Genomic DNA, 25055 nt, shown 5'->3' on the forward strand with positions numbered 1-25055 from the left:
GCCGGTTCCTCAACCATTCAATGAGACCCGGCCTTTACCCCCCGCACGGGCGTTTTCACCCTTGCACACGTCTCATACGGCCAACAAGCCACTCGCGTCACATCGACAGCATTGAAAGAAAGTCAGAAATGCTGCGGCGCCCGGCACTTCGCAGCCGCTTCACCCGGTTTCCATGCGCCCCGTGTGAAGCACGCGCACGCGCCGGGCGGTCGCGCACGCTCCCGGCGTACGCGGCAGGGGAGTCCACTGGGAGGCGGCCCCTCCCGGAGGCCCCGCGCAGGACGGCGGCTCTCCTGTGCGCATCCGGCCGCCGGCCCCGTTCCTCCCGCCCGCGGCCGGCGGCCCCGGGGGCCGGGCGGGCCGCGCCCGGCCCTGTCCGCCAGGTCTGCCTATATCTGCCAGGTGCGCAGCCGGTCGGCCGCGCCGTACACGTCCGTCTTGCCGTCCATCAGGTCACGGGCGAGGTCGACGAGGGCGCCGTACGGCGGGTCGATGCCGACGCCGCTGACGAACATGTAGGCCACGGCCGTCGCGCAGGCGAAGCGGGCGTTGGCCGAGGGCAGCGGTTTGAGCAGGGCGAGGGTGTGCAGGAGCGCCGCGGCCCGCCAGGCGGGGTCGGAGTCGACACCGAGCCGGGGCGGGTCGACGCGGTGCCGGGCGACGGCGGCGACCAGCGCGGAGAAGTCGTTGATGGTGGGCTGCTCGGGGAGTACTTCCTCGTGGCGCTGAAGCAGCCAGGGCACGTCGATGTGCAGGACCGGCGGCATCGGTCAGGCGGCCTCGCCCTTGGTGGTGGGCTGTTCGTCGTCCGGGAACGCGGCGGCGAATTCGTCGGCGTGCGCGGCGAAGAAGCGGCGGAAAGCCTCCGCGCCCTCCTGCAGCGCTCGGTGGCGGGCGATGTCGGCCGCCGCGGCCTCGCGCACGAGCGCCTTCATGGACGTCCCCCGCTCCTTGGCGATCTCGCGCAGGTCCTCGAGCTCGCGTTCGCTGAACTCCACATTGAGAGCTGGCATGCGCTTACGGTACCGCGCAGGTACTTACGCGTAAATAAGCGCAGGTCACAGCATATGCCAAACGGTACCTGCGGAGGCCGATCGCCACGTCCGATTTCCGCCGGTGCCCAGGCGCGCGAGGCAGCAGACTCGGAGGCCGGAACAGTCGGGAACGAGGAGACTCCGATGACCGTGTACACCGTCCACGCGAGCCCGCTGGGCGACCTGCTGCTCACCGGCGAGACGTCGGCCGACGGCTTCGCGCTCACCTCCGTGTCCATGCCGGGGCAGCGCGGGGCTCCCTCCGCAGGCGCCGGCCGGCGACGCGACGACGCGCCCTTCGCCGGGGTGACCGCCCAGCTCGCGGCGTACTTCACGGGCCGGCTCACCCGCTTCGAACTGCCGCTCGCCCCCGGCGGTACCGCGTTCCAGCGGCGCGTGTGGAAGGCGCTGGACGACATCCCGTACGGCACCACGACGACATACGGCGCGCTGGCCTCCCTGCTGGGTGTGCCACGGGCGGAGATCCGGGCGGTCGGCGCTGCCGTGGGCGCCAATCCGCTGCTGCTGGTGCGTCCTTGCCACCGGCTGATCGGCGCCGACGGCTCGATGCGCGGCTACGCGGGCGGGGGCGAGCGCAAGGTGTGGTTGCTGACGCACGAGGGCGCGCTCCAGCCCACGCTCGTCTGAGAGGGGGCCGTCATGACGCTCACCGTCGCACGGGCCCTGCGTCGCGTGGCCGGCAGCGACTGGGCCGGCCTCGCCGAGGAGCTGGACGAGCACGGCAGCGCCCTCACGGCGCCGCTGCTGACCCCGGCCGAGTGCCGGGAGCTGACCGCGCTGTACGAGAAGCCGGAACTGTTCCGCACCACGGTCGACCTGGCCCGGCACCGGTTCGGCTCCGGCGAGTACCGGTACTTCACGCACGACCTGCCCGCGCCGGTCGCGGCGCTGCGGGCCGCACTGTATCCGCGGCTGCTGCCGGTCGCCCGCGCCTGGGCGGCCCGTCTGGACCGCCCGGCGCCGTGGCCGGACGCCCTTGAGGAGTGGCTGGCGCGGTGCCATGCGGCCGGTCAGGACCGGTCGGCACAGATCCTGCTGCGCTACGGGCCGGGCGACTGGAACGCCCTGCACCGCGACGTGTTCGGCGAGCTGGTCTTCCCGCTTCAGGTCGTGGTGGCCCTCGACGAGTACGGCACCGACTACACCGGCGGGGAGTTCCTGATGGTCGAGCAGCGGGCGCGGGCGCAGTCCCGGGGCACCGCGACCGTGCTGCGGCAGGGCCACGGCCTGGTGTTCACCACCCGGGACCGCCCGGTGCGCAGCCGCCGCGGCTGGTCGGCCGGAGCGATGCGGCACGGCGTGAGCACGGTGCGCTCGGGCCGGCGGCACACGCTGGGCCTCGTGTTCCACGACGCGTCGTAGGCGTACCGGACCGCCTCTCAAGCGCGGGCCCAGATGCCCCTGCGCCGGTAACCTCCCTCCCAGAACAACCTGTTGAGGACACGGGCCGGCGCGGGCAGGGTGTCCAGGAACGTGGCCCGGTCGGCGGGCGGGACGCCGTCGACGATCCACGGGACGAACAGCGCGGCGCCGCGCAGCCCCTGGGTACGGCGCAGGCTGCCGGTGAAGGCGGCCCAGTCCGCGTCGGTCAGCACCTCCTGGATCAGGGGCAGCGCGCTGTCCTCCTCGTGCTTGAGATGGTCGTCGAGAGTCACGGTCAACGCCCGTACGAGATAAGGAAGTTCGGGCGAACGGTCGGCCAGCCCGGTGTCGACGGCCGCGAGCAGGGGGTCGATGCGGGAGTGCTCCTCCTCCATCTCGTCGAGGAGGGCGAGGTCGCGCGGCCGGCCCGCCGCGCGCTCCCGCACCCGCGGCCACAGGCCGGTGTCCTCGGTGGTGTGGTGGATGTGCAGCTGACGCTTGAAGTTCTCCCAGCCCGCCCGGACCGGTACGGCGTGGGCCCTGCCGTCGTCGACGGCGTCGGCGAGGCGGATCAGGTCGCGGCGGAAGGCGTCGTGCGAGGCGTACATGCCGGTGAAGTCGATCGTCATGGTGCGGTGTCCTCCAGTCCGGATTTCCGGTCCGGGTTCGGCGGCATCGGACGCGTTCAGGAGGCCGGGACACCGGACGGGTGTGACATGGGGCTCTTCCGCTGAGATGTACGTCACATATCGGCGCGTGAGTGTCACATTCGGGCCCCCGGGAGCCCTCGCACTGGTGAGCGCACCACGGGAGGCCCACGCCATGTCCGAGAACCTTGCCGCCGGCGACCTCATCGACGAGGCGACCGGTGTGTTCGTCGCCCACCGCGAGCTGCTGTTCGGTCTCGTCTACAACATGCTCGGCAGCGTCGCCGACACCGAGGACGTCCTCCAGGAGACCTGGCTGTCGTGGACGTCCCGCGGCGGTGGCGGCGCACCGCTGGACGGGATCGCCCATCCACGCGCCTACCTGGTGCGCATCGCGGTGAACCACGCCGTACAGCGCCGTGCGGCGATCAGCCGCCGCCGGGAGACGTACGTCGGTCCCTGGCTGCCCGAGCCGCTGGTCGCCGACTCCGGGGCGGACGGCGGCGATGCCGCCCTGCGTACGGAGTCCGTGTCGCTGGCGATGCTGGTGGTACTGGAGTCGCTGACGCCGCTGGAGCGGGCGGTGTTCGTGCTGCACGAGGTGTTCGGGTATCCGCACACCGAGATCGCGAAGATCATCGACCGCACCCCGGCGGCCGTACGACAGCTCGCGCACCGGGCGCGGGCCCACGTGCACGCGCGGCGGCCGCTGTACGAGGCGCATCCACGGGTGCGCCGGGAGGCCACCGAGCGGTTCGTGCGAGCCGCGCTCGGCGGGGACATCGGCGCGCTGATGGAGATCCTCGCACCGGACGTGACGGTGTGGACGGACGGCGGCGGAAACCGCCGGGGAGCCGGGCTGCGTCCGGTGCACGGCCGGGACAAGGCGGTGCGCCTCGTCACCGCGCACGCGGCGCGGCGCGGCGCGCAGAACCTCGACCTGCACTACCGCCGGGTCAACGGCGACGACGCGGTGGTCCTGTTCTCGGGCGACGAGCCGTACGCGGTGATGGTCATGGACCTCACGCCGGACGGCGACCGGGTCTCCGGCGTCTACATCGTGTCGAACCCCGAGAAGCTCACCCACGTGCGCAAGGAGGAGGCATGAGCGGCGAGCGGCGCCCGGAGCCGGCGTCGAGGGGCGAGCGGATGGCCGACTGGGCGGACGGCCGCCTCGGCATCTACGCGCTGGGCCGGCAGTATCTGCGCAAGGTCTTCCCGGACCACTGGTCGTTCCTGCTCGGGGAGATCTGTCTGTACAGCTTCGTCGTGCTGATCCTGACGGGCGTGTACCTCACCCTGTTCTTCCATCCGTCGATGAACGAGGTGACGTACCACGGAAGTTACGTGCCGCTGAACGGTGTCCGCATGTCCGAGGCGTACGCCTCCACCCTGCACATCAGCTTCGACGTGCGCGGCGGGCTGCTGGTGCGGCAGTTGCACCACTGGGCGGCTCTCGTGTTCGTCGCGGCGATGGTGACGCACATGATGCGGCACTTCTTCACCGGCTCGTTCCGCAAGCCGCGCGAGGTCAACTGGGTGTTCGGCTGGACGCTGCTGTTGCTGGGCCTGTTCGAGGGGCTCTTCGGGTACTCGCTCCCGGACGACCTGCTGTCGGGGACGGGCCTGCGGTTCGTCAACGGCGCCGTGCTGTCGGTCCCGATCGTGGGGACGTACCTCTCGATGTTCCTGCTGGGCGGCGAGTTCCCCGGCCACGACATCGTGGCCCGCTTCTACTCGCTGCACATCCTGCTCATCCCCGGGATCATGACGGCGCTTGTGGTGGTCCACATCCTGCTGGTCGTGTACCACAAGCACACCCAGTTCGCGGGTCCCGGACGGACCGAACGCAACGTCGTGGGCGCGCCGTTCATGCCCGTGTACCTGGCGAAGGCGGGCGGGTTCTTCTTCCTGGTGTTCGGCTTCCTCACGCTGATTGCGGGGGTGGCGACGATCAACCCGATCTGGCAGTACGGCCCCTTCCGCGCGGACCAGGTCTCCACTGGCGCCCAGCCCGACTGGTATCTGGGTTTCGCGGAGGGCCTGGTCCGGATCATGCCGGGCTGGGAGATCACCCTGTGGGGCCACACGCTGGTCCTGGGCGTGCTGATCCCGATCGTCGTGTTCCCCCTGCTTCTGGTGTTCATCGGGGTGTACCCGTTCGTGGAAGCCTGGCTGACGGGGGACGGCAAGGAGCACCACATCCTGGACCGCCCCCGCAACCGCCCCGTCCGCACGGCGATCGGGGCGTCGTGGATCAGCGCCTATCTGATCCTCCTCGCGGGCGGCGGCAACGACATCGTGGCCACCAGGCTGCATCTGTCCATCAACGCCGTGACCTGGACGATCCGGATCGCCGTGTTCGTCGTTCCCGCCGTCGTCCTCGTCGTCACCCGCCGCATCTGCCTGGGCCTCCAGCTCCGCGACCGCGAACTCGTCGCCCACGGCAGGGAGACAGGCATCATCAAGCGCCTCCCCCACGGCGAGTACGTGGAGATGCACAAGCCGCTCACCCAGGCCGAACTGCACACCCTGACGGCGCACGAACGGCCCGGGGAGCTCGTGGAGCGGGAGCGCTGAGGAGCGCCGGCCCTGGTCGGCCACGAAGGACGCCATCCAGGCCAGGGCCGCGTTCCGGTTGACGGCCCGCCTACGCGGGCCCCTCTAGACCTCCAGACGGCTGATCCGCACCGCCCCCTGCGCCTCCCCCGGGTGCGCGCTCGTCAGCGTCAGCCGGATCCGGGAGCCGCGCACGGCGGTGAAGGTGAGCACGGTCGGACTGCCGGATTCCGTGGCCCAGTCCACCGTCACGCCGTCCACCGGCGTGTACGCCCGCCCGTTCCACACCGCGACCCCGATCGCGGCGGGCAGCGTGTGCGTGGCGTCCACGGTGAAGGAGACCTCCACCCGGTCGATGCTCCGGTCGCGCCCGAAGTCGACCGACACCCAATCCTGCGGCCGGGCCCCGTTGAAGGCGGGCAGCAGGGCCGTGGCCGACTTGGCGAAGGCGTTGGACCAGCCGGTTGCCGGATCACCGTCCACCATGGCAGCGGGAAGGGTGTCGGGGCGGCCCGAGTAACTGGCGTCGGCGTGAGGGTAGTTCGGCGGAACCGGGTAGTCGGGTGCGAAACCGGGGGCCGGCGTGCGCACGACCTCGTGAGCGGGCGTGGTGCGCACGCTCACCGATCCCTTGCTCAGGCCGTCCGCTCGGGCCGTGACCTTGAGCGTGCCCGCCTTCGTGCCGGACCGGACGATGGCGAGGGCCTTGCCGTGGAAGGCGGTCCGGGTGCTCGCCTGGTAGCGCTCGGCGCTCTCCTCACGGCCGTTGTCGAGTCCGGCGAGCGAGCCGCCGGTCACGTCGAAGGCGATCAGATGCTCGGCGTCGGGCACGACGACGCCGTGCGCGTCGACGATCTCCGCGGTCACGAAGACGAGCGAACGGCCGTCGGCGGCGAGGGACTCGCGGTCCGCGGTGAGCCGTACCGCATGGGGCTCACCGGCCGTGCGCAGCACGTCGGTGGCCACCACCTTGCCGTTCCGCCGCGCCACCGCCTTCAGTTCGCCCGGCCGGTAGGGCACCCGCCAGGTGAGGTGCAGCCTGCCCGCGCTGCCGTTGGGGCTGGTGTAACTGCCCGGGTAGGGACCGTCCGTGAAGGTCTTGTCGTCGCCGGTGGCCTCGGTGGTCTCCAGATAGGCGCGGCCGTCGGTGGTCGTCTTCGTGTCGAACGACCTGACGCCCAGTGAGGTCCCGTCGAGGTACAGCTCGACCTCGGCGACGTTGGCGTACGCCCACACCTCGACGGTCTCCCCGGCCTCGTGGTTCCAGCTCATCGGCAGTAGATGCACCATCGGTTCGGCGACCCACTGGCTGCGGAAGAGGTGGTACATGTCCTTGGGGAACCCGGCCGTGTCGACCGCGCCGAAGAAGGACGCCTTGACCGGGAAGACGTTGTACGGCGTCGGCTCGCCGATGTAGTCGATGCCCGACCACAGGAACTGCCCCGCGAACCACTTCCGGTCGCGGTCCTTCTTGTGCCCGTACTCGCCGCTCATCGTCCAGGAGGCGAGGTTGTTGTCGTACGACGAGGTCGCGCGCCGCCCCGGCGCGTGGTTCTCACCGGTGTTGAGGTGCTCGGGCTCCTGGTAGGTGCCACGCGTCGAGGTCTCGGACGACGACTCGGACTCGAACAGGAACAGGTGGGGATAGGCGGCGTGCAGGTCGTCCACCGACTTGGCGGTGTTGTAGTTGAGGCCCAGGCCGTCGAGCTTGGCGAGCATCAGATCGGCGGCCGAGCCCTTGGCGGGCAGCCGGCGGTACTTGTCGGATCCGATGACGAGGGGGCGGGTGTCGTCGGCGGCCTTGATCGCGCCGATGATCCGGTCGGCCATGGCCAGACCGGCGGTGGAGGTGGAGTCGGGGACCTCGTTGCCGATGGACCACAGCACGACGGCGGGCGAGTTGCGGGCCGCGAGGACCATCTCGGTGGCGTCCGTCTCGCACCACTCGTCGAAGAACCGGCCGTAGTCGTACGTCGTCTTGCCGGTGCGCCAGCAGTCGAACGCCTCCACCATCATCACGATGCCCAGTTCCTCGCAGACCTGGATCATTTCCGGCGAGGGCGGGTTGTGCGAGGTGCGGAAGGCGTTGACGCCCATCGACTTCATGATGGTCATCTGTCTGCGCACGGCGTCGATGCTGATCGCGGCGCCGAGGGCACCCTGGTCGTGGTGCAGGTCGACGCCCTTGATCTTGTGGTGGGTGCCGTTGAGCGAGAAGCCCTCGTCGGGGTCGAAGCGGAAGGTGCGGACGCCGAAGACGGTGCGGACGGTGTCGGTGGTCCGGCCGCCGACGCGCACCTCGGTCTCCAGGGTGTACCGGTGCGGAGCGTCGATTTCCCACAACTTCGGCTTCTTGACGATGAGTTCATGGGTCGCGGCCGTCTCGTCGGTGACGGTGACGGTCGAGGACGTGCGAACGGCCGTACGGCCGTCGGGGTCGAGGATCCGTGAGACGACCTGCACGTCCGCGCCGCTGCCGGACTCGTTCAGCACCGAGGTCCGCACCCGGACGACGGCCCGCTCGGCGGTGACGTCCGGCGTGGTGACGTACGTGCCCCAGCGGGCCACGTGCACGGGCTCGGTCACCACCAGGCGGGCCTCGCGGTAGATTCCGCTGCCCGAGTACCAGCGGCTGCTGGGCAGTTGGTTGTGCACCCGGACCGCGAGGACGTTCTCGGTTCTGCCGTCGGTGTGCACCAGATCGGTCAGGTCGAAGGCGAAACCCGTGTAGCCGTAGGGGTGGCGGCCGACCTCGGTGCCGTTGCAGTAGACGTGCGAGTCCATGTAGACGCCGTCGAACTCCACCGAGATCCGCCGTCCGGCGAGGGCGGGCGGCAGGGTGAAGGCGAGGCGGTACCAGCCGAGGCCGCCCGGGAAGAATCCGGTGCCGCTGGTGGTGCCGTGCTCCGTGGTGGGCGTCTGCTCGATGCTCCAGTCGTGCGGGACGGCGACCCGGCGCCAGTCCGAGTCGTCGTACCCGGGGTCGGCGGCGTGCTCGTACGCGCCGGTCGGGTCGGTGGCGCCACCGGGGTCGACCAGCGCGAAGCGCCAGCCGTCCCGCAGGGCGACCGTACGGCGCCCGGTGACGTCGCCGGACGCCTCGGCTGCCCACGCACCGGGTGCGCCCAGTAGTGCTCCGGCCGTCGGCGCCGCGGTCGCGGCGACCAATACCGATCTGCGAGTGACCGTCATGGCGGCTCTCCCTCATCAGGGCCCAGAAGTACTCACAACTGATCGTGAACAAACAGATTCTGACGGCCTGCCACACGCAGTCGTCAAGGGTCGGGCACACTCCGTCGTCCGGCACCGCATCGGCCGGAATCCCTCTTGCCCGCCGGCAGCCGCTCCACCCCATCGCCGAGGCTCACGGCTCACGGACGGGTCCGACACACTAGGCTGGAACTCAGGTGACGCATCCGATCACGGTGTGTGTGCGCGGGAGTGGCGACGATGAGCCCGGACTATCCCTTCGAAGACGGGGCGACGGCCCGGGCTGTCATCGGCGACGACGGCACACTGACCGAGTGGAACGAGGGCGCCCGGCGGCTGCTCGGCCACGACGCCGCCGACGTCCTGGGCCGGCCCGCCGCCGGTCTGCTGGCCGACGGCGCCGCCCCGCCGGCGCTCGCCGGACCCCGGTGGGACGGGACGCTCGGATTGCGCCACCGCGACGGCCGTACGGTGTCGGTGTGGCTGCTCGCCCACCACCGCCCGGCGCGCGAGGACCGCCCCGCCGACTGGCTCGTCGTCACCCCGCTCGAGGTCACCGGCCCCGCCGGCCCTGGCGACCCCCTTGCCGCCGACGCGCTGACCCTGTCCCCGTGCGCCGTCGCCGTCTACGACGAACGGCTCCGGCTGCGCCGGATGAACGGTTCGATGGCCGAAGTCCTCGGCCTGCCCGAGGAGCGGGCCCGGGGACTGCGGGTCTCGGAGATCGGCGGCAATCCGGAGAGCGAGGCCATCGAACGCGAGCTGCTGCGGGTGCTGCGGACCGGCCGTCCCCTGGACGTGCAGACCTACTCACGCTCCGGCGGCGAGGAGAAGGCGCACGCCTGGCTGGCCCGGCTGGCGCCGGTCACCGACGCCGACGGACGGGTGCGCGGGGTGTGTCTGGCCGCCCACGACTTCACCGAGAACTATCTGGCCCGGGAGCGGCTGCAACTGGTCAACGAGGCGAGCGAACGCATCGGCAGCACCCTGGACGTCATCCGTACGGCGCAGGAGCTGGCCGACGTGTGCGTGCCGGCGCTCGCCGACTTCGTCCGCGTCGACCTGCTGGACCCCGCGGAGCCGGGCGCCCGCCCCGAGGCACGGCTCACGGCGCCCGTCGTGCTGCGCCGGGCCGCGCACCGGTCGGTCCTGACCGGCGCCCCGGAGGCGATGATCGCGCCCGGTGGGCTCGCGACCTATCCTGCCGCCTCCCCGCAGGCCCACTCGCTCCTCGCGGGCCGCACCGTCGTCGGCTCGACGGCGTCCGGCGACCTGGAGCTGTGGCTGGCCTGGGACACGGCGCGCACCGAGCGGGCGCGCGACTTCGGCATGCACTCCACGATGTCGGTGCCGATCCGGGCCCGCGGCGTCACCCTGGGGGTCGCGGTCCTCACCCGGCACCGGCGTCCGGACCCCTTCACGCCGGACGACGTGTTGCTGGCCGAGGAGATCACCGCCCGCGCGGCCGTCTGCATCGACAACGCCCGCCGCTACTCCCGGGAGCGTGACACCGCCATCGCCCTGCAGCGCAGCCTGCTGCCCCAGACACTGCCGCGCACGGCGGCGGTGGAGGCCGCCTCCCGCTATCTCCCCGCGGCGCGCGCGGGCGTGGGCGGCGACTGGTTCGACGTGATCCCGCTGTCCGGGCTGCGGGTCGCCATGGTCGTCGGCGACGTCGTCGGGCACGGCATCCAGGCGTCGGCGGCCATGGGCCGGCTGCGCGCCGGCGTACGCACCCTCGCCGACATCGACCTGGCGCCGGACGAACTGCTCACCCACCTCGACGACCTGGTGGTGCGGCTGTCGCAGGAGGAAACCGGCGAGGACATGCCCGGCGAGGTCGGCGCGACCTGTCTGTACGCCGTGTACGACCCGGTCTCGCGCCGGTGCACGCTCGCCCGCGCCGGGCATCCACCGCCGGTGCTGGTCCCGCCCGGCGGCCCGCCCGTGCAACTGACCCTGCCCGCCGGTCCCCCGCTGGGCCTGGGCGGGCTGCCCTTCGAGTCGGCCGAGTTCGAGCTGGCCGAGGGCAGCCTGCTCGCGCTGTTCACGGACGGGCTGATCGAGAGCCGGGAACGGGACGTCGACGCCGGCCACCGCCTGCTGTGCGCGGCCCTGGGCTCGCACGCGGACTCGCTGGACGAGACCTGCAACCGGGTCCTGGCGGCCCTGCTGCCGCGCGGCGGCGCGGCGGACGACGTTGCCCTGCTGCTCGCCCGCACGCTCGGGCTGCCCGCCTCGCAGGTGGCGACCTGGGACATCCCCGCCGATCCGGCGCTGGTCGCCCCGATCCGCAAGCAGGTCGTGGAGCAGCTGGACCTGTGGTCGCTGAGCGAGACCGCGTTCACGGCGGAGCTGGTGGTGAGCGAGCTGGTCACCAACGCCATCCGGTACGGCTCGCGCCCCATCCGGCTGCGGCTGATCCACGACGCGACCACACTGATCTGCGAGGTGTCCGACACCAGCCACACCGCCCCGCATCTGCGCCGCGCCAAGATCTGGGACGAGGGCGGTCGCGGTCTGCTCCTGGTCGCCCAGCTCACCCAGCGCTGGGGCAGCCGGCACACGGCCGACGGCAAGACGATCTGGGCGGAGCTGTCGCTCATGGAGGAGGAGTAGCGCGACTCGGGCGCCTCGAACTGCGACGAGGGACGGGGCGACTCAGGACGCGGAGAGCCAGGGTCGTACCTGCTTGCGGGCCTCGTGCAGGCGCGACTTGAGGGTGCCGAGGGGGATGCCGACGCGCTCGGCGACCTCGGCGTAGTCGAGCTGGCAGATGTCGCGGTAGACGAGCGGCGCGACGAGGTGCGGATGCTCGCGCTCGAGCCGGTCCAGCGCCTCCAGGAGGTCGACGCGGGAGCCCGCGATGACGCTGGTGGTGCGCGGGTCGACGTACTGGGAGGGCTCGATCGAGCCGGGCTGTTCGGCGGCGCGGCGCTTGAGTTCGCGGTACTTCTGCCGGGAGCAGTTGGCGACGACGGTGTAGAGCCAGGTGCTGAAGCGGCTGCGGCCCTCGAAGGCAGTGATCTTCCGGGCGATCTGGAGCAGCACGTCCTGCGCCGCCTCCTCGGCGTCCTCCCGGCACGGCAGGAAGCGCCCGCAGCGGCGGACGACCTCGGGGCGGACCTCGGTGAGCAGCCGGTCCAGGGCCTGGGGGTCGCCCGCGGCGGCGCGCCGGGCGAGGTCTTCGGTCAGCGCCGCATCGTGCACGGGAGGTCCCCCTTTGAGTCGATCTCAGGGCAGGCATGATAGTCGCATGCATTCCCTCGAGCGGATCGGCCGCTACCGACTCGAACGACGCCTGGGCAGCGGCGCCTTCGGCACGGTGTGGCTCGCCCACGACGATCAGCTCGAGGCACCTGTGGCGGTGAAGGTCCTCGCGGAGAACTGGTCGCACCGGCTCGACGTCCGGGACCGGTTCCTGTCCGAGGCGCGGCTGCTGCGCAGGGCCGACTCGAACCGTGTGGTGCAGGTCTACGACATCGGTGAACTGCCGGACGGCAGGCCGTACTTCGTGATGGAGTACGCCGACGCGGGCACCCTCGCCGACCTGCTCGCCGAAGGACCTCTCCCGGTGCCGGATGCGCTGCGGCTGACGGCACTGGCCGCTCGGGGCACGGCGGCGCTGCACGACGCGGGGATCGTGCACCGCGACATCAAGCCGAGCAATGTGCTGCTGCGCACGGCGACGGACGGCAGCCGGCGCCTACTGCTCGGGGATCTGGGCCTGGCCAAGAGCCTGGCCCAGGCCTCCGGCCTCACGCTGGCGGCGGGCTCGGCGGGCTACCAGCCGCCCGAGCAGGCGGAGCCCGGCGCGGGCATCGACGCGCGGGCCGACGTGTACAGCCTGGGCGCGGTCGGCTACGAGCTGCTGACCGGGACGGTGCCGGGAGCACCGGGCCGGATCGTACGGCCGGACCGGCTGCGCCCGGACCTGGACGAGGACGTCGTACGCACGCTGATGCGCGCCCTGGAACCGGACAGGGAACGGCGGTGGCCGGGCGCGCGCGAGTTCGCGGAGGAGTTGGAACGGCTCGCGGGACGGGGGGCGGCGGGACCGGCGGGGCGCGGGCCCACCATGCCAGGGCCGGGGACGGCGCCCCCTGACGGCCGCGGGCTGTACGGCGCAGGACAGGAGGCGCCGCCCTGGCCCGGTCAAGGTCCCGACGCCGCCGGGCAAGCGCCCGCGGTTCCGGCCGACAGGATGCCGTACAGCGGCGGGCAGGCGTCGCCGAACCCGACGGGCAGCGGGCTCATCGGCAGCGGGCAGGGACCGCAGGGCTCGCCCGACCGGGGACTCGACCGCGCCGGGCAAACGCCCGCGGTCCCGGCCGACCGCAGCCTCGACGGTGACGGACCAGCCTCGTCGAGCCAGGCGGGCCACGAGGGACACAGCGCCCGGCAGGAGGCAGCGGCCCCGCCCGACCGAGGACCCCACCGCACCGGGCAAGCGTCGGGGGCCCCGGTCCCCCGCCGGCTGGACGGTATTCGCAAGCGGCTCGGTGTCGTCGCCCTCGCCGTTGCCGCGGTCCTCGCCGCCGGTGTCGCCGCCGTGCTGGTCACGCTCGTGAACCGGGGCTCCCCCGCCGACGAGGTCCGAGTCGCCGACGCCACCGGTCGCGTCACCGCCGAGGTGCCCGCGAGCTGGGGGCGGCAGTTGCGCGACTCCGGGTGGAATCCGAAGGCGCTCGGTCTGCGCGACGGGCAGGAGCCGGGGCTGGCCGTCGCCGACGACCTGGCCAAGTGGCCCGATCTCTCGACCCCGGTGAACGGGGTCTTCATCGGGCTGAGCGAGCACGGGGACGTGGCGGACAAGGTGAACGCCCTCGCGCACGCGGGCTGTCACTACGCCGGCAGCCACGCCTTCAGCGGCGCCGGCTGGAAGGGCCGTACCCGAACCTGGACCGACTGCTCCGGCGGCGGTTCCGTCAGCGAGACCGCGCTGGCCCGGACCGGCGGCGCGGCGCAGCCCCAGGTGTATGTGCAGGTCCGCGAACACGCGGACCGCGCGAACGACGGCACGACCGCCGCCACGGACCGTGTGCTGCGCTCCCTGCGGATCGCCTGACGGGACGGCGAGGGCATCGCTCCGCCGCGTAGCACGCGGTGAACGGGGAGAGCGGGGAGAATTTCATCAGAACCGCGAACTTTTCCGGCGGTCCGCGCATCGGAGTGTCATGACGGCGCACGAGGCGCCGCAGGCGCGCCGCCGCGTGCCGTGATCATCCAGGAGTGTTGAGAGACATATGGTGTACACGTCCCGGTCCCTGCGCAGGGCGTCCCTGCTCGTGAGCTCGGTCGCCGCACTGGGCCTCCTGAGCGCCTGCGGCAACGGAACCGGCGTCCAGGCCGGTCCCGAGAAGGTCACGGGGACGGCCGCACCCGCGACCGAGAACGCCACGGGCGGCGACGAGTCCGCGTCCCCGAGTGCCGCCGCCCCGGACGATTCCTCGCCGTCGCCGTCGTCCGCGCCGACCGGCGGCACGGCCGGCGAATCGAGCGGCGGTGGTACCAAGACGGCCACCAGCACCGGTACCCGCTGCCACACCTCCGAACTCGGCGCCTCCGTCGGTCGCAACAACCCGGGAGCCGGTCAGGAGAACTTCCCCATCGTGCTCACCAACAAGTCCGGCCGCACCTGCACCCTGCACGGCTATCCGGGCGCCGCCTTCGTGAACGCGTCCGGCGGTCAGCTCGGCCCTGACCCGAAGCGTTCCTCCGGCTCGCCCGCGACGGTCACGCTGAAGCCGGGCCAGAGCGCCTGGGCGGGACTGACCTTCTCCAACCCGGAGATCAGCGGCGCCAAGACGGCGACGCCCGCCGCTCTGCTCGTCACCCCGCCGGACGAGCGGGACTCCCTGAAGGTGACGTGGACGGCCGGCACGGTACCCGTGTCCGGCAACTCCTCCTCCGTCTTCCTCACGGTCTTCAGCCCCGGTACCGGAGCCTGACCGCGCCCTCCCCGACCCCGCTGTCCGCTCCCGGGCAGCGGGGTTCGTCATGGAACCGCCCCGAGTGTCACAGCACGGCAACACGTCCCGACCGCCGCGATCTTTCCGCCCGAGCCTCCCATCGAACCCCTCGACCGCACAGCGAACTGGCTCCGCCCGGAGCCGTGACGAGGGAATCGGGGACACGCATGAACGGCATCTCACGCAGGCGGCTGCTGACCGCGGGGGCGACGGCGGGTGCGCTGGGCGCCCTGTCGGCCTGCTCGGCCGGCGGCTGGTCCGTCGGCGGCGACAGCCCCGCCGGCGAGACGCCCACGCAGCAGGCCCGGCCCGCACGCCCGATCGGCGACGGTTCCACCGCCGACACCGGCGCGCAGCCGAAGCAGCCGACGGCGACGCGGCTGGCGGAGGGTGCCCGCCCGCCGCAGTTCGTGGTGTTCTCCTGGGACGGCGCGGGCGAGCTGAGCAACCAGCTGTTCTCGCGGTTCCGGAAGGTGGCCGCCGACCACGGCGCCGCGATGACCTTCTTCCTCAGCGGCATCTACACCCTGCCCGAGTCCAAGAAGCACCTCTACCGTCCGCCGCGGCACGCGGTCGGCGCGTCCGCCATCGGCTACCTCGCCGACCGGCACATCCACGCCACGCTCCAGCAGGTGCGCTCCGCCTGGCTCGAGGGCCACGAGATCGGAACACACTTCAACGGGCACTTCTGCGGCGCGGACGGCGTACGCAACTGGGCGCCCGCCGAGTGGCGCAGCGAGATCGACCAGGCCGTCCGCTTCGTCACCGAGTGGCGCACGAACACCGGCTTCACCGACCTCGAACCCCTCCCCTTCGACTACCGCAAGGAGCTGATCGGCGGCCGCACCCCCTGCCTGGAAGGCCAGGCGGCGCTGCTGCCGACGGCCGCCGCGCTCGACTGGAAGTACGACGCCAGCTCGCCGGGCGGGCTGCAGATCTGGCCCGGGACGGTGCAGGGCGGCCGCATCTGGGACTTCCCGCTGCAGTCCATACCGTTCTCCGGCCACTCCTTCCAGGTGCTGTCGATGGACTACAACATGATGGCCAACCAGTCCGCCGGGAACCCACTCGGCGACCGCTCCCAGTACGACGTGTGGCGCGCGCAGGCCCGCGACACCTATCTCTCGGGCTTCCGGCGCGCGTACGAGAGCAACCGTGCGCCCTTCTTCATCGGCAACCACTTCGAGCGCTGGAACGGCGGCATCTACATGGACGCCGTGGAGGAGGCGATCGGCCGCATGGCCGAGTACGACGACGTGCGCTTCGTGTCGTGCAAGCAGCTCGTGGCGTGGCTGGAGGCGCAGGACCCGGCGGTGCTGCGCAGGCTGCGCACGCTCGTACCGGGACAGGCCCCGGCCGGCGGATGGGCGGAGTTCCTGGGCGCGGCGGGGGCCCGCTCCGCGTAGCCCTCATACCGAGGTCTGTTTTCATGGGCGGGCACGTCCTGATCACTTCACGGGCGGGCACAGACCGATCCGCTGCGTCCCGAAGGCAGGAGCCCTGAACACCCCGCTCGCCGAGGCCCTGTCCGTCGTCCTGCTCGTCGCCGTGCTCGCCTGGGCCGTCGCCCGGCCCCGTGGGCTGCCCGAGGCGGCGCTGGCCGTGCCGGCGGCGGGCCTCGCCATCGGCACCGGCGCGATCACGCTCGACCACGCCCGCGCGGAGGCCGAACGGCTCGGTCCGGTCGTCGGGTTCCTCGCGGCCGTACTGGTGCTCGCCCACTTCTGCGACGTCGAGGGGCTCTTCCGGGCCTGCGGGGCGTGGATGGCGCGTTGGGCGGCGGGGCGTCCGGTGCCGCTGCTGACGGCGGTGTTCGCGCTCGCGTCGGTGATCACGGCCGTGCTCAGTCTGGACGCGACGGTCGTGCTGCTGACGCCGGTCGTGTTCGCCACGGCGGCCAGAACCGGCGTACGGCCCAAGCCGCACGTGTACGCCTGCACCCATCTGTCGAACACGGCGTCGCTGCTGCTGCCGGTGTCCAATCTGACGAACCTGCTGGCGTTCATGGCGAGCGGGCTGACCTTCAGCCGGTTCGCGGTGCTGATGGCGCTGCCGTGGCTGGCGGCGATCGGTGCCGAGTACGTGGTGTTCCGACGGTTCTTCGTGCGTGACCTGTCCGCCGCGGCGCCCGTGGTCCCGGACCCGGGTGAGGCTCCGGGCCTGCCGCTGTTCGCGCTGGTGACGGTGGGCTGCACGCTGGCCGGGTTCGTGGTGGCGTCGGCGGCGGGCATCGAGCCGGTGTGGGCGGCGCTGGCCGGAGCGCTGGTGCTGGCCGGGCGGGCGCTGCTGCGCGGGAAGGCCACGCCGCTGACGGTGGTACGGGCGGCGGCGCCGGCGTTCCTGGCGTTCGTGCTGGCGCTCGGCATCGTGGTCCGCGCGGTCGTCGACAACGGGCTCGAGGACGCACTCGGACACGTGCTGCCCGGGGGCTCGGGGCTGCCCGCGCTGCTCGGGATCGCCGCGCTGGCCGCCGTACTCGCCAATCTGATCAACAATCTGCCCGCGGTCCTGGTTCTGCTCCCGCTGACCGCCCCGGCCGGGCCCGGCGCGGTGCTGGCCGTGCTGCTCGGGGTGAACATCGGCCCGAACCTGACGTACGCCGGGTCGCTCGCGACGCTGCTGTGGCGGAGGATCGTGCATCAGCACGAACACGGGGTGGACCTCAAGGAGTTCACCCGACTGGGACTCGTCGCCGTGCCGTCCGCACTGGGCGTGGCGGTGGTGGCACTGTGGGGGGCGCTGCGGGTCGTCGGCGTCTGACGAGGGACGCCCGGTCGTGCGCGGCGGTGCGTCCAGGAGATCCGAGAGGGCGGGAGGAAGTCGGGATGCGGGTGGTGGTCTGGCTCACCGAGGGGACCTGGCCCGCCTGTGTGGACGCGGTGCGCACCCATGTCCCGGCGGCCGGCGATGTGGTGCTCCTCCATGTGGCCGAGCCGGGCGTGCCGGGGCTGGCGCACGGCGCGTTCGCCGGGCTGCTCGGCCGGGGCGGCAGCGAGCACGATCCCGGTGACCGGATGGACGAGCTGGACGAGAGGTCGGCCGGCGCGCTCCTGGCTGCGGCGGCGGAGCGGCTGGGCCGGCCGTGCACCGAGGTGGAGCGGACCGGTCGGGTCGAGCGCGAGGTGGTGGCGGCCGCGGAGGGCGCCGATCTGCTCGTGCTGGCCCGCGACGGCGACCGCACCCGGCTCGGCCCGCGCAGCCTCGGCCCCGCCGTACGCTTCGCCGTCGACCATGCGCCCTGCCCGGTGCTGCTGGTCTGGCCGGAGGCGGCACCGGGCCTCACCACGATCCCGCCCCCGCCGGCACACCACCGCTGACACCGGCGCCGGACCACGATCCCGCCACGCCGCCGCAGCACCGCTCAACCGCGCCGTGCCTCAGCGCCCGCGTCGCCCGTCGCCACCGCCCCCGTCGCCCCAGCCGCCGCTGCGCCCGTCGCCGTGGCAGTAGTCGGGGTACTGATCGCAGAAGTCGGCCGGCCCGCTGCTCGACGGGCTCGGCGCCGGGGTCGACGCGGTCGCCGAGGGGGTCGGTGAGGGCGGGCGCGTCGCCATGGGGGTGGGCCGGGCCGGAACCGGGTGCTCGCTGCCCCAGTTGACGACCTCCATCTGGAGATCGGGCTTGGAGGTGTCGACGACCCAGCGCTGCACGGTGGTGCCGGTGCGGTTCTTGAGGACGAGGGCGCCCGCGCCGTCGGTGGCCGCCGGGGTGAGGGCCAGATCCTGGTCGGATCGGGGCACGAGAGCGCCCTGGAGCGTGAAGTCGTAGCGGACGTTCTTGCCGCTCTTCGCCGACGTGCGTGTGCACGGGGCCAGTCGGACCGAGTAGCCGAGGCGGGAGTCCAGGCACAGATCGGGGGCGGCGGTGCTGCGCAGGAGCCCGTCGGGTTCGTACGTCCACTGCTGGCTCGCGTGGGAGGAGCACTTGGCGAGTTCGGTCTCCGCACCCTTGACCGCCTTGTCGCCGACCAGGTCGACACAGAGTCCGGCGGCGAGGTTGCGCAGCCGCCCGCGCAGAACGCCCTGGGCGGACGCGTCGGCACCGGCCCAGGAGGGACCAGACTTCGAGGGTCCGGAGCCGGGCGTGGCGGTGGCCTTTCCGTCGTGGGCGGGGGCGGCTCCGTCGCCGGAGGCGAACACGGCCCACAACACCAGGGGCAGCACGACCAGTCCGCTCACGGTCGCCACGGCCAGCGCGAGATTCCGCCGGCGGACGCGGCGGGCGGCCCGGTGTGCGGAGCGGCGCCCCCCGGCCGGGGGGCGGGGCACGGTCGGCGCCGCGAAGGCCTCCCCGCCGATCGGAGCCGGGAGTGCGGTCGCGGCGGGCTCGGGCTCGGGGCCGGCCGCGGCCAGCCCCGCCCGGGACTCCACGTAGGCCTGGGCACCCCAGCCCAATACCGCCTCGGCCAGGGCGAGTCCGAGGCCGGCGTTGAAGCGGTTCAGCTGGTCCGCGGTGTGGCGGCAGTGCCGGCAGCGGTTGAGATGCTGCCGAAGGTCCGGATCGACGTGGGCCCCGCCGCGCCGGAAGGTGACGTCGAGCATGCGGACGTAGCGCAGACACTCGTCCTCGGCCGCCAGTTCGCGATGGACCTGGAGGCACTCCTCGCGCAACCGAGCGCGGGCCCGGCGCAGTTCGATGCCGGCGCCCTCCGGGTCGAGGCCGAGGAGTGCGGCCGGTACGGAGGCGGGTTCGGCCTCGACCTCGGTGTGCCACAGCACGGCACGGGAGGACTGGGGCAGCCGCTGGAACGCCCGGGACAGCAGGCGCCGGTCCGTGGGCGGCAGCAGCCGCGCCGCGGCCCGCTCACCGGTGCCGGAGCGGAGGGCCGGGTTGAGCAGTTCCTGGCGTCCGTCGTTGTCCCACTCCGCCGCGATGCGCCGGACGGTGACGAGCAGATGGGGCCGCCACGCGGAGGTCGGGCCCGTCTGTCGGAGCGATTCACCGAAGAGTCGCGTGAATGCGGCCGTGGTGAGCATTCCGGCGGCGCGCGTTCCGTCGGTGCACAGCCGGGCGTAGGCGAAGGCGGCTTCCCAGTGCCGGTCGAGGAGTTCACCGACGGGATGCAGCGCGGGCGTCGATCCTGTCCACTTCTTCAGTTCGGTGCTCAGTTGCTCGTCCGTGATGCCGAACGGTGGAGCAGGACCCGGGGAATTCGACAGGCCAGCGTCATCCACGGCTGCATTCCTCCCTGACGCAACGCGGGAATTAGTCCGTACCAGGGGTATGCGGCATCTCGAACGTCCGCCTACGGCAGCTCTTTTGAAGCGTGGGGGCGTACGGGGAGCGGCCACGCGCCTGCAGAGAAGTGCTTAATTGTCTGCACGCGAACAGTGCTCACCTTTGCACAGGCCAGCACGCCACAACAAGGGATCCCGAAACTTTTCGCAATGCCTCTCCGCCGCATCGAATTGACGAAACGTCAAGAGCGCGCATTTGCCGGTTGTCGCCGTATCGGCATCCCCATTACGACCTGTTACGGACCCGGGTCCGGTATGCGCCCGGAGGAACACCCCAGCGCTCGCGGAACACCCGGTGGAAGTGGAACGGGCTGGGAAATCCCGACGCCGCGGCCACCCGCTCCACGGTCAGATCGGTGCTTTCCAGAAGGCGGGCCGCATGACGCAGCCTGGCCTCGCGCACGGCGCGCATCGGCGAGCGGCCGGTCTGCCGGGTGAAGAGGTGCGCGAAGCGGGACGGCGACAGCGCGACGGCCGCGGCGAGCGAGCCGACGGTGTGCGGGGCGCCGGGGTCGGCGGCGACGACTTCCTCCGCCCGCAGCACGCGCGCGTCGACGCCGGGCGGCGGGGCCGGCTCGCGCGCGGCGGAGGCGGTGAGCAGCACGACCTCCTCCAGCGCGCACAGCGCCAGTTCGCGCGCGGCTCCGCCGTGTGCGACGGCGACCGGGTCGCCGTCGGTGGGCGCGGGTGGCGGCGGTGCTCCGGTACCGATCCAGCGGGCGTCGGCGAGCATGCGCCCGAAGACCGTGCCGACACGGCCGTGCAGCACATCGGGCACGGGCGTGACCGCGTACATCCCGTCGGCGACGGCGTACGGGCGCAGCCAGGCCGCCCAACCCGGCCGGGCCTGGCAGTGCGCCCACCAGAAACCCCAGTGCCGGGCTCCGGGCGCGACGGCGTAGCGGTGGCGGACACCGGGCGCGAGCACCACCAGGTCCCCCTCCCCGGCGTACGCCTCGGCGGTCCCCTGACGGACCAGACCGCGTCCCCCCGTGGTCCAGGTCAGCAACCAGCTGTCCGAGCCGGCGGGCCGCTCGACGCTGTAGCCCGGATCCCGGTCGTAGCGCCCGACCACCACCGGACCCGGCGGCGGTGAGGGGTCGCCCGGTACGGCAGTCACGGGCAGTTCCGCAGCGGTCATGGACATCCTCCGATCGCGGGCGTCGGCCTAGCGTGACGAGGTGAGGACACGGGAGCGAGGAGTGGACGGATGACAGCCACGGACAGCGGCGCCGCCGGCGCTCCCAGCCTGCCCGAGCCGCTGCGGCGGCGGGCCGGGGAGTTCGAGGAGCAGGGCTTCACGGTCGTACGCGGGCTGTTCGGGTACGACGAGATCGACCGGCTGTGTGCCGAGTTCGCGGCGCTGCACGCGGCCGGTCCGGTGCCGGGACTCTTCGAGCCACGGGTGCCTGCGGACGGCGGCCCGGCCGACCCGCTGCTCACGCATCCGCGGGTGATGCACCCGCACGAGATCGACCCGCTCGCCCGTGACGTTCTGCTGGACGCGCGGCTGCGGACGGTCCTGGAGGCGTTGTTCGGGGAGGAGGTCCTGGCCGCGCAGAGCATGTTCTACTTCAAGCCGCCGGGGGCGCGTGGGCAGGCGCTGCATCAGGACAACTTCTATCTGCGGGTGGAACCGGGCACGTGTGTGGCGGCGTGGATCGCCTGCGATGTGATCGACCGGGACAACGGCGGTCTCGAAGTCGTTCCGGGCACGCACCGGATGGACCTGTTCTGCCCCGAGGAGGCGGACGAAGGGCTGTCGTTCGCCCGGGAGTTCGTGCCCCCGCCGCCCGGCCTGACGGCCGTACCCGTGGACATGGAGCCGGGCGACGTCCTGTTCTTCAACGGCAGCCTGGTGCACGGCTCGCAGCCCAACCGCAGCGCGGACCGTTTCCGCCGCTCCTTCATCGCGCACTACGTGGGCCGCTCGGCGGAGCGCGTCGGCAGCCACTACCGGACGCTGACGATGCGCGGTGACCGTGTGCCGCTCCCCGAGAGTGAGGGGGCGGGGCCGTGCGGCTCGGAATTCGCGCCGCACGGCCCGCATTGACGGACCGTCGGCCACGGACGGCCGGTCAGTGGCCGCTGATCGCCCGCGGTGTGTACGCCTGTTCCAGCTCTTCGATCTCCTTGTCGCTCAGCTCGATGTCGACCGCCGCCACCGCGTCCTCGAGGTGCTGCGGCCTGGCCGCGCCGACGATCGGCGCCGTCACCGTGTCCTGGTGCAGCAGCCAGGCGAGCGCCACCTGGGCGCGCGGCACCCCGCGGTCGCCCGCGATGCGGGAGACCGCCTCGACGATCGCGCGGTCGCTCTCCAGGTAGAGGCGGCTGCCGAAGTTGTCCGTTGCGCTGCGGTCGGTGACGGTGCCCCAGTCGCGGGTGAGGCGGCCGCGGGCCAGCGGGCTCCAGGGCAGCACGCCCACGCCCTGGTCCGCGCACAGCGGCACCATCTCCCGCTCCTCCTCGCGGTAGAGCAGGTTGTAGTGGTTCTGCATGGACACGAACTTGGTCCAGCCGTGCCGCTCGGCCGTGTACTGGGCCTTGGAGAACTCCCAGGCGTACATCGAACTCGCCCCGATGTAGCGCACCTTGCCGGCCTTGACCAGGTCGTGCAGCGCCTCCATCGTCTCCTCGACCGGCGTCCCGTGGTCGTAGCGGTGGATCTGGTAGAGGTCCACGTAGTCCGTGCCGAGGCGGCTCAGGCTGTGGTCGATCTCCGTCATGATCGCCTTGCGGGACAGCCCACCGCCGTTGGGTCCGGGCCGCATCCTGCCGTGCACCTTGGTGGCGAGCACGTAGTCGTCGCGCTTGGCGAAGTCGCGCAGCGCCCGGCCGACGATCTCCTCGCTGGTGCCGTCGGAGTAGACGTTGGCCGTGTCGAAGAAGTTGATGCCCGCGTCCAGCGCCTGCCGGATCAGCGGGCGGGACGCCTCCTCGCCGAGGGTCCACTCGTGGGTGCCCCGCTCGGGGTCGCCGTACGTCATGCAGCCCAGACAGATCCGTGACACGTCCAGGCCTGTCGAACCGAGCTTCACGTACTGCATCGTTGCTGCTCCTGCCTTCGGGTCGGTTACCACTGGGAGCGTACGTCGCACGGCCCCCGCTTGACGGCGCCTGCGCGTGGGCGCTTGGATCTTGGGCGTGCCACGACGACTCCCACCGGCTCTCGGTGCCGCCGCCGGGGCCATGGTTCTCGCGCTCGCCGGATGCGGTTCCCCGGCTGAACCGCGAGAGGGCTCGCCCGAGTCCGCCCGCACCGCGACCGAGGTGCGGCTGCCGCCCCGCCACACCGGTTTCGACTACCAGATCGGCGGCCCCTATCCCCCGCCCCCCGGCGTGCGGATCGTCAGCCGGGATCGTACGGCGTCCCCGGCACCCGGTCTCTACAACGTCTGCTACCTCAACGCCTTCCAGGCCCAGCCGGACGAGGACGACTCCTGGCCCGCCGACCTGCTGCTGCGTGACGCGCACGGCAAGGTGGTCGTCGACCGGGACTGGCACGAGGCGCTGCTCGACATCGGCACCCCGGCCAAGCGGGCGCGGGTGGCAAAGCGCGTGGGCCGCTGGATCGACGGCTGCGCGGACAAGGGCTTCGACGCCGTCGAGCCGGACAACTACGACAGCTACACCCGCTCCCGTGGGTTGCTGACCGCGGACGACGCGACCGCCTTCGTCAGGCTGCTCTCCCGCCACGCGCACGCCCGGCACCTGGCCGTCGCGCAGAAGAACACCGTCGAACTGGCCGAGGAACGCGGGCGCACCGGGCTCGACTTCGCGGTGGCGGAGGAGTGCGCGGAGTGGGACGAGTGCGGTGAGTACGCGCGCGCCTTCGACGACCGCGTCCTCGTCGTCGAGTACTCGGACAGCGGTCTGCGCGAGCCACTCGCGCACTACGGCGACAGGCTGAGCATCGTCCGCCGCGACATGGCGGTCTCGACACCGGGCAGCGCGGGGTACGTCCGCGAAGACCACCTCTGACCTCACTCGAGCAGGTCCAGGGCCCGCTCCCACGCGAAGTCCGGGCGCCCGCCCCGCTCGTCGACCTCGCCGGTGTACGGCTCGCCGAAGCGGACGCCCATCCCGCGCAGCCGGGCCAGGCTGTCCTGGTAGGCGGGGTGCACGGCGAGCGTGTCGGCAACGCAGGGCAGGACGGCGATGGGCACACCCAGGCCGCACGCCTCGCAGAGTGTGCCGAGCGCGAGCGTGTCCGCGATTCCCGCGGCCCACTTGTTGATCGTGTTGAACGTGGCGGGCGCGACGGCCACGGCGTCCGGCGGCGGGAAGGGGCGCGGATCGGCGGGGGTGCGCCAGGCCGACCGGATCGGGCGACCGGTCTGCGCCTCCACGGCGGCCGTGTCGAAGAAGCCCGCCGCCGCGACCGGCGTGGCGATGACGCCGACCTCCCAGTCCCGTTCCTGGGCGGCCGTGATCAGCTTGCTGAGGCCCGTGGCGATGCCGGCCGCGCAGACGACGGCGTACAGGAAGGGCTTCTCGGCCTGTTCGGTCATCCGAGCACCGTACCGACGCACGGGTCGCCTACTGAAGCGGGAACGTCCGCCCCCGCTCCGACTCGGGGCGCGGGCCGAAGATCCGGCGCTCCTTCTCCTCGATGGGCACGTCGTTGATGCTGGCCTCGCGCCGGGTCATCAGGCCGTGCTCGTCGAACTCCCACAACTCGTTGCCGTACGACCGCCACCACTGCCCGTCGGCGTCGTGGCTCTCGTACTGGAAGCGGACCGCGATGCGGTTGCCGTAGAAGGCCCACAGGTCCTTGCGCAGCGCGTACTCGCGCTCACGCGCCCACTTGGCGGTCAGCAGCTCGACGATCTCGGCGCGGCCGGTGACGAAGGTGTCGCGGTTGCGCCAGACCGAGTCCTCGGAATAGGCGAGCGACACCTTGTGCGGGTCGCGGGTGTTCCAGGCGTCCTCGGCGGCCTGGACCTTCTGTGCGGCGGTCTCCGGGGTGAAGGGCGGCAGGGGCGGACGGTCGGCCATGGTCTCCTCCTCGGA

At 72.3% G+C, this 25055-nt stretch carries 21 protein-coding genes and 1 pseudogene; 12 read left to right on the forward strand and 10 right to left on the reverse strand.

Features of this window, described 5'->3' with window-relative positions:
• Positions 1–389 precede the first annotated feature (389 nt).
• Both IEZ19_RS02095 and IEZ19_RS02100 read right to left on the reverse strand, forming a co-directional pair.
• A complete protein-coding gene (locus IEZ19_RS02095; RefSeq protein ID WP_189309205.1) occupies positions 390–767 on the reverse strand; it encodes a toxin Doc in 378 nt (125 codons plus the stop codon).
• Between the two features lie 3 nt (positions 768–770).
• On the reverse strand, positions 771–1013 hold the full coding sequence (locus IEZ19_RS02100; RefSeq protein WP_189309206.1) for a hypothetical protein: 243 nt from the start codon (positions 1011–1013) through the stop codon (positions 771–773).
• Positions 1014–1178: 165 nt separating this feature from the next.
• Between IEZ19_RS02100 and IEZ19_RS02105 the strand changes: the two genes are divergently transcribed.
• Positions 1179–1682, forward strand: a complete 504-nt coding sequence (locus IEZ19_RS02105) for a methylated-DNA--[protein]-cysteine S-methyltransferase (protein ID WP_189309207.1) — start codon at positions 1179–1181, stop codon at positions 1680–1682.
• A 12-nt stretch (positions 1683–1694) separates the two neighbouring features.
• Entirely contained in the window at positions 1695–2417 is a 723-nt protein-coding gene (locus tag IEZ19_RS02110; protein WP_189309208.1) for a 2OG-Fe(II) oxygenase, read from the forward strand.
• A gap of 17 nt (positions 2418–2434) precedes the next feature.
• Here the strand turns inward: IEZ19_RS02110 and IEZ19_RS02115 are convergent, their stop codons facing one another.
• Positions 2435–3046, reverse strand: a complete 612-nt coding sequence (locus tag IEZ19_RS02115; protein ID WP_189309209.1) for a hemerythrin domain-containing protein — start codon at positions 3044–3046, stop codon at positions 2435–2437.
• Between the two features lie 193 nt (positions 3047–3239).
• On the opposite strand from IEZ19_RS02115, the gene sigJ reads away from it, so the two are divergent.
• Together sigJ and qcrB are read left to right on the forward strand one after the other, a co-directional pair.
• Positions 3240–4172 carry an RNA polymerase sigma factor SigJ gene (gene sigJ, locus IEZ19_RS02120; RefSeq protein ID WP_189309210.1) on the forward strand — a complete coding sequence of 311 codons (933 nt, stop codon included), beginning with the start codon at positions 3240–3242 and terminating at the stop codon, positions 4170–4172.
• Positions 4169–5644 (forward strand): cytochrome bc1 complex cytochrome b subunit, encoded by a 1476-nt coding sequence (gene qcrB / locus IEZ19_RS02125; RefSeq protein ID WP_189309211.1) that lies wholly within the window; start codon positions 4169–4171, stop codon positions 5642–5644. The genes sigJ and qcrB overlap by 4 nt, the downstream gene beginning before the upstream one ends.
• A gap of 84 nt (positions 5645–5728) precedes the next feature.
• Here the strand turns inward: qcrB and IEZ19_RS02130 are convergent, their stop codons facing one another.
• The gene (locus IEZ19_RS02130) at positions 5729–8815 is read right to left on the reverse strand and encodes a glycoside hydrolase family 2 TIM barrel-domain containing protein (RefSeq protein WP_189309212.1); all 3087 of its coding nucleotides are present in this window, start codon (positions 8813–8815) and stop codon (positions 5729–5731) included.
• 258 nt (positions 8816–9073) lie between these two features.
• On the opposite strand from IEZ19_RS02130, the gene IEZ19_RS02135 reads away from it, so the two are divergent.
• Positions 9074–11452 carry a SpoIIE family protein phosphatase gene (locus tag IEZ19_RS02135; RefSeq protein ID WP_189309213.1) on the forward strand — a complete coding sequence of 793 codons (2379 nt, stop codon included), beginning with the start codon at positions 9074–9076 and terminating at the stop codon, positions 11450–11452.
• Positions 11453–11494: 42 nt separating this feature from the next.
• Here the strand turns inward: IEZ19_RS02135 and IEZ19_RS02140 are convergent, their stop codons facing one another.
• Positions 11495–12043 carry an RNA polymerase sigma factor gene (locus IEZ19_RS02140; RefSeq protein ID WP_189309214.1) on the reverse strand — a complete coding sequence of 183 codons (549 nt, stop codon included), beginning with the start codon at positions 12041–12043 and terminating at the stop codon, positions 11495–11497.
• Between the two features lie 46 nt (positions 12044–12089).
• Here IEZ19_RS02140 and IEZ19_RS53365 point away from each other — a divergent pair.
• From IEZ19_RS53365 to IEZ19_RS02165, 5 genes and pseudogenes are all read left to right on the forward strand, one after another.
• Positions 12090–12902, forward strand: a pseudogene (locus IEZ19_RS53365) (serine/threonine-protein kinase); the annotation flags it as partial.
• Between the two features lie 1177 nt (positions 12903–14079).
• On the forward strand, positions 14080–14784 hold the full coding sequence (locus IEZ19_RS02150; RefSeq protein WP_189309215.1) for a DUF4232 domain-containing protein: 705 nt from the start codon (positions 14080–14082) through the stop codon (positions 14782–14784).
• A gap of 188 nt (positions 14785–14972) precedes the next feature.
• Positions 14973–16211: a polysaccharide deacetylase family protein gene (locus IEZ19_RS02155; RefSeq protein ID WP_189309216.1), complete on the forward strand. Its 1239-nt coding sequence runs from the start codon at positions 14973–14975 to the stop codon at positions 16209–16211.
• Between the two features lie 94 nt (positions 16212–16305).
• Entirely contained in the window at positions 16306–17565 is a 1260-nt protein-coding gene (locus IEZ19_RS02160) for an SLC13 family permease (protein WP_189309485.1), read from the forward strand.
• 65 nt (positions 17566–17630) lie between these two features.
• Positions 17631–18122 (forward strand): universal stress protein, encoded by a 492-nt coding sequence (locus IEZ19_RS02165; RefSeq protein WP_189309217.1) that lies wholly within the window; start codon positions 17631–17633, stop codon positions 18120–18122.
• Between the two features lie 60 nt (positions 18123–18182).
• Here the strand turns inward: IEZ19_RS02165 and IEZ19_RS02170 are convergent, their stop codons facing one another.
• The gene (locus IEZ19_RS02170) at positions 18183–19979 is read right to left on the reverse strand and encodes a ricin-type beta-trefoil lectin domain protein (protein ID WP_189309218.1); all 1797 of its coding nucleotides are present in this window, start codon (positions 19977–19979) and stop codon (positions 18183–18185) included.
• Between the two features lie 289 nt (positions 19980–20268).
• A complete protein-coding gene (locus IEZ19_RS02175) occupies positions 20269–21183 on the reverse strand; it encodes a helix-turn-helix domain-containing protein (protein ID WP_189309219.1) in 915 nt (304 codons plus the stop codon).
• Positions 21184–21252: 69 nt separating this feature from the next.
• Between IEZ19_RS02175 and IEZ19_RS02180 the strand changes: the two genes are divergently transcribed.
• Positions 21253–22095, forward strand: a complete 843-nt coding sequence (locus tag IEZ19_RS02180; RefSeq protein WP_189309220.1) for a phytanoyl-CoA dioxygenase family protein — start codon at positions 21253–21255, stop codon at positions 22093–22095.
• A gap of 25 nt (positions 22096–22120) precedes the next feature.
• On the opposite strand, the gene IEZ19_RS02185 is transcribed toward IEZ19_RS02180, so the two are convergent.
• Positions 22121–23089: an aldo/keto reductase gene (locus IEZ19_RS02185; RefSeq protein ID WP_189309221.1), complete on the reverse strand. Its 969-nt coding sequence runs from the start codon at positions 23087–23089 to the stop codon at positions 22121–22123.
• A 142-nt stretch (positions 23090–23231) separates the two neighbouring features.
• Here IEZ19_RS02185 and IEZ19_RS02190 point away from each other — a divergent pair, with 142 nt between their 5' ends.
• Positions 23232–24023 carry an endo alpha-1,4 polygalactosaminidase gene (locus tag IEZ19_RS02190; RefSeq protein WP_189309486.1) on the forward strand — a complete coding sequence of 264 codons (792 nt, stop codon included), beginning with the start codon at positions 23232–23234 and terminating at the stop codon, positions 24021–24023.
• Between the two features lie 2 nt (positions 24024–24025).
• Here IEZ19_RS02190 and IEZ19_RS02195 read toward each other — a convergent pair whose 3' ends face one another.
• Both IEZ19_RS02195 and IEZ19_RS02200 read right to left on the reverse strand, forming a co-directional pair.
• Entirely contained in the window at positions 24026–24553 is a 528-nt protein-coding gene (locus IEZ19_RS02195; protein ID WP_189309222.1) for a flavoprotein, read from the reverse strand.
• A 28-nt stretch (positions 24554–24581) separates the two neighbouring features.
• Positions 24582–25040, reverse strand: coding sequence for a nuclear transport factor 2 family protein (locus IEZ19_RS02200; RefSeq protein WP_189309223.1), 459 nt, complete (start codon positions 25038–25040; stop codon positions 24582–24584).
• Between the last annotated feature and the right edge of the window lie 15 nt (positions 25041–25055).

The organism is Streptomyces brasiliensis (assembly GCF_014647875.1).
In the GTDB taxonomy this organism is placed as follows: domain Bacteria; phylum Actinomycetota; class Actinomycetes; order Streptomycetales; family Streptomycetaceae; genus Streptomyces; species Streptomyces brasiliensis.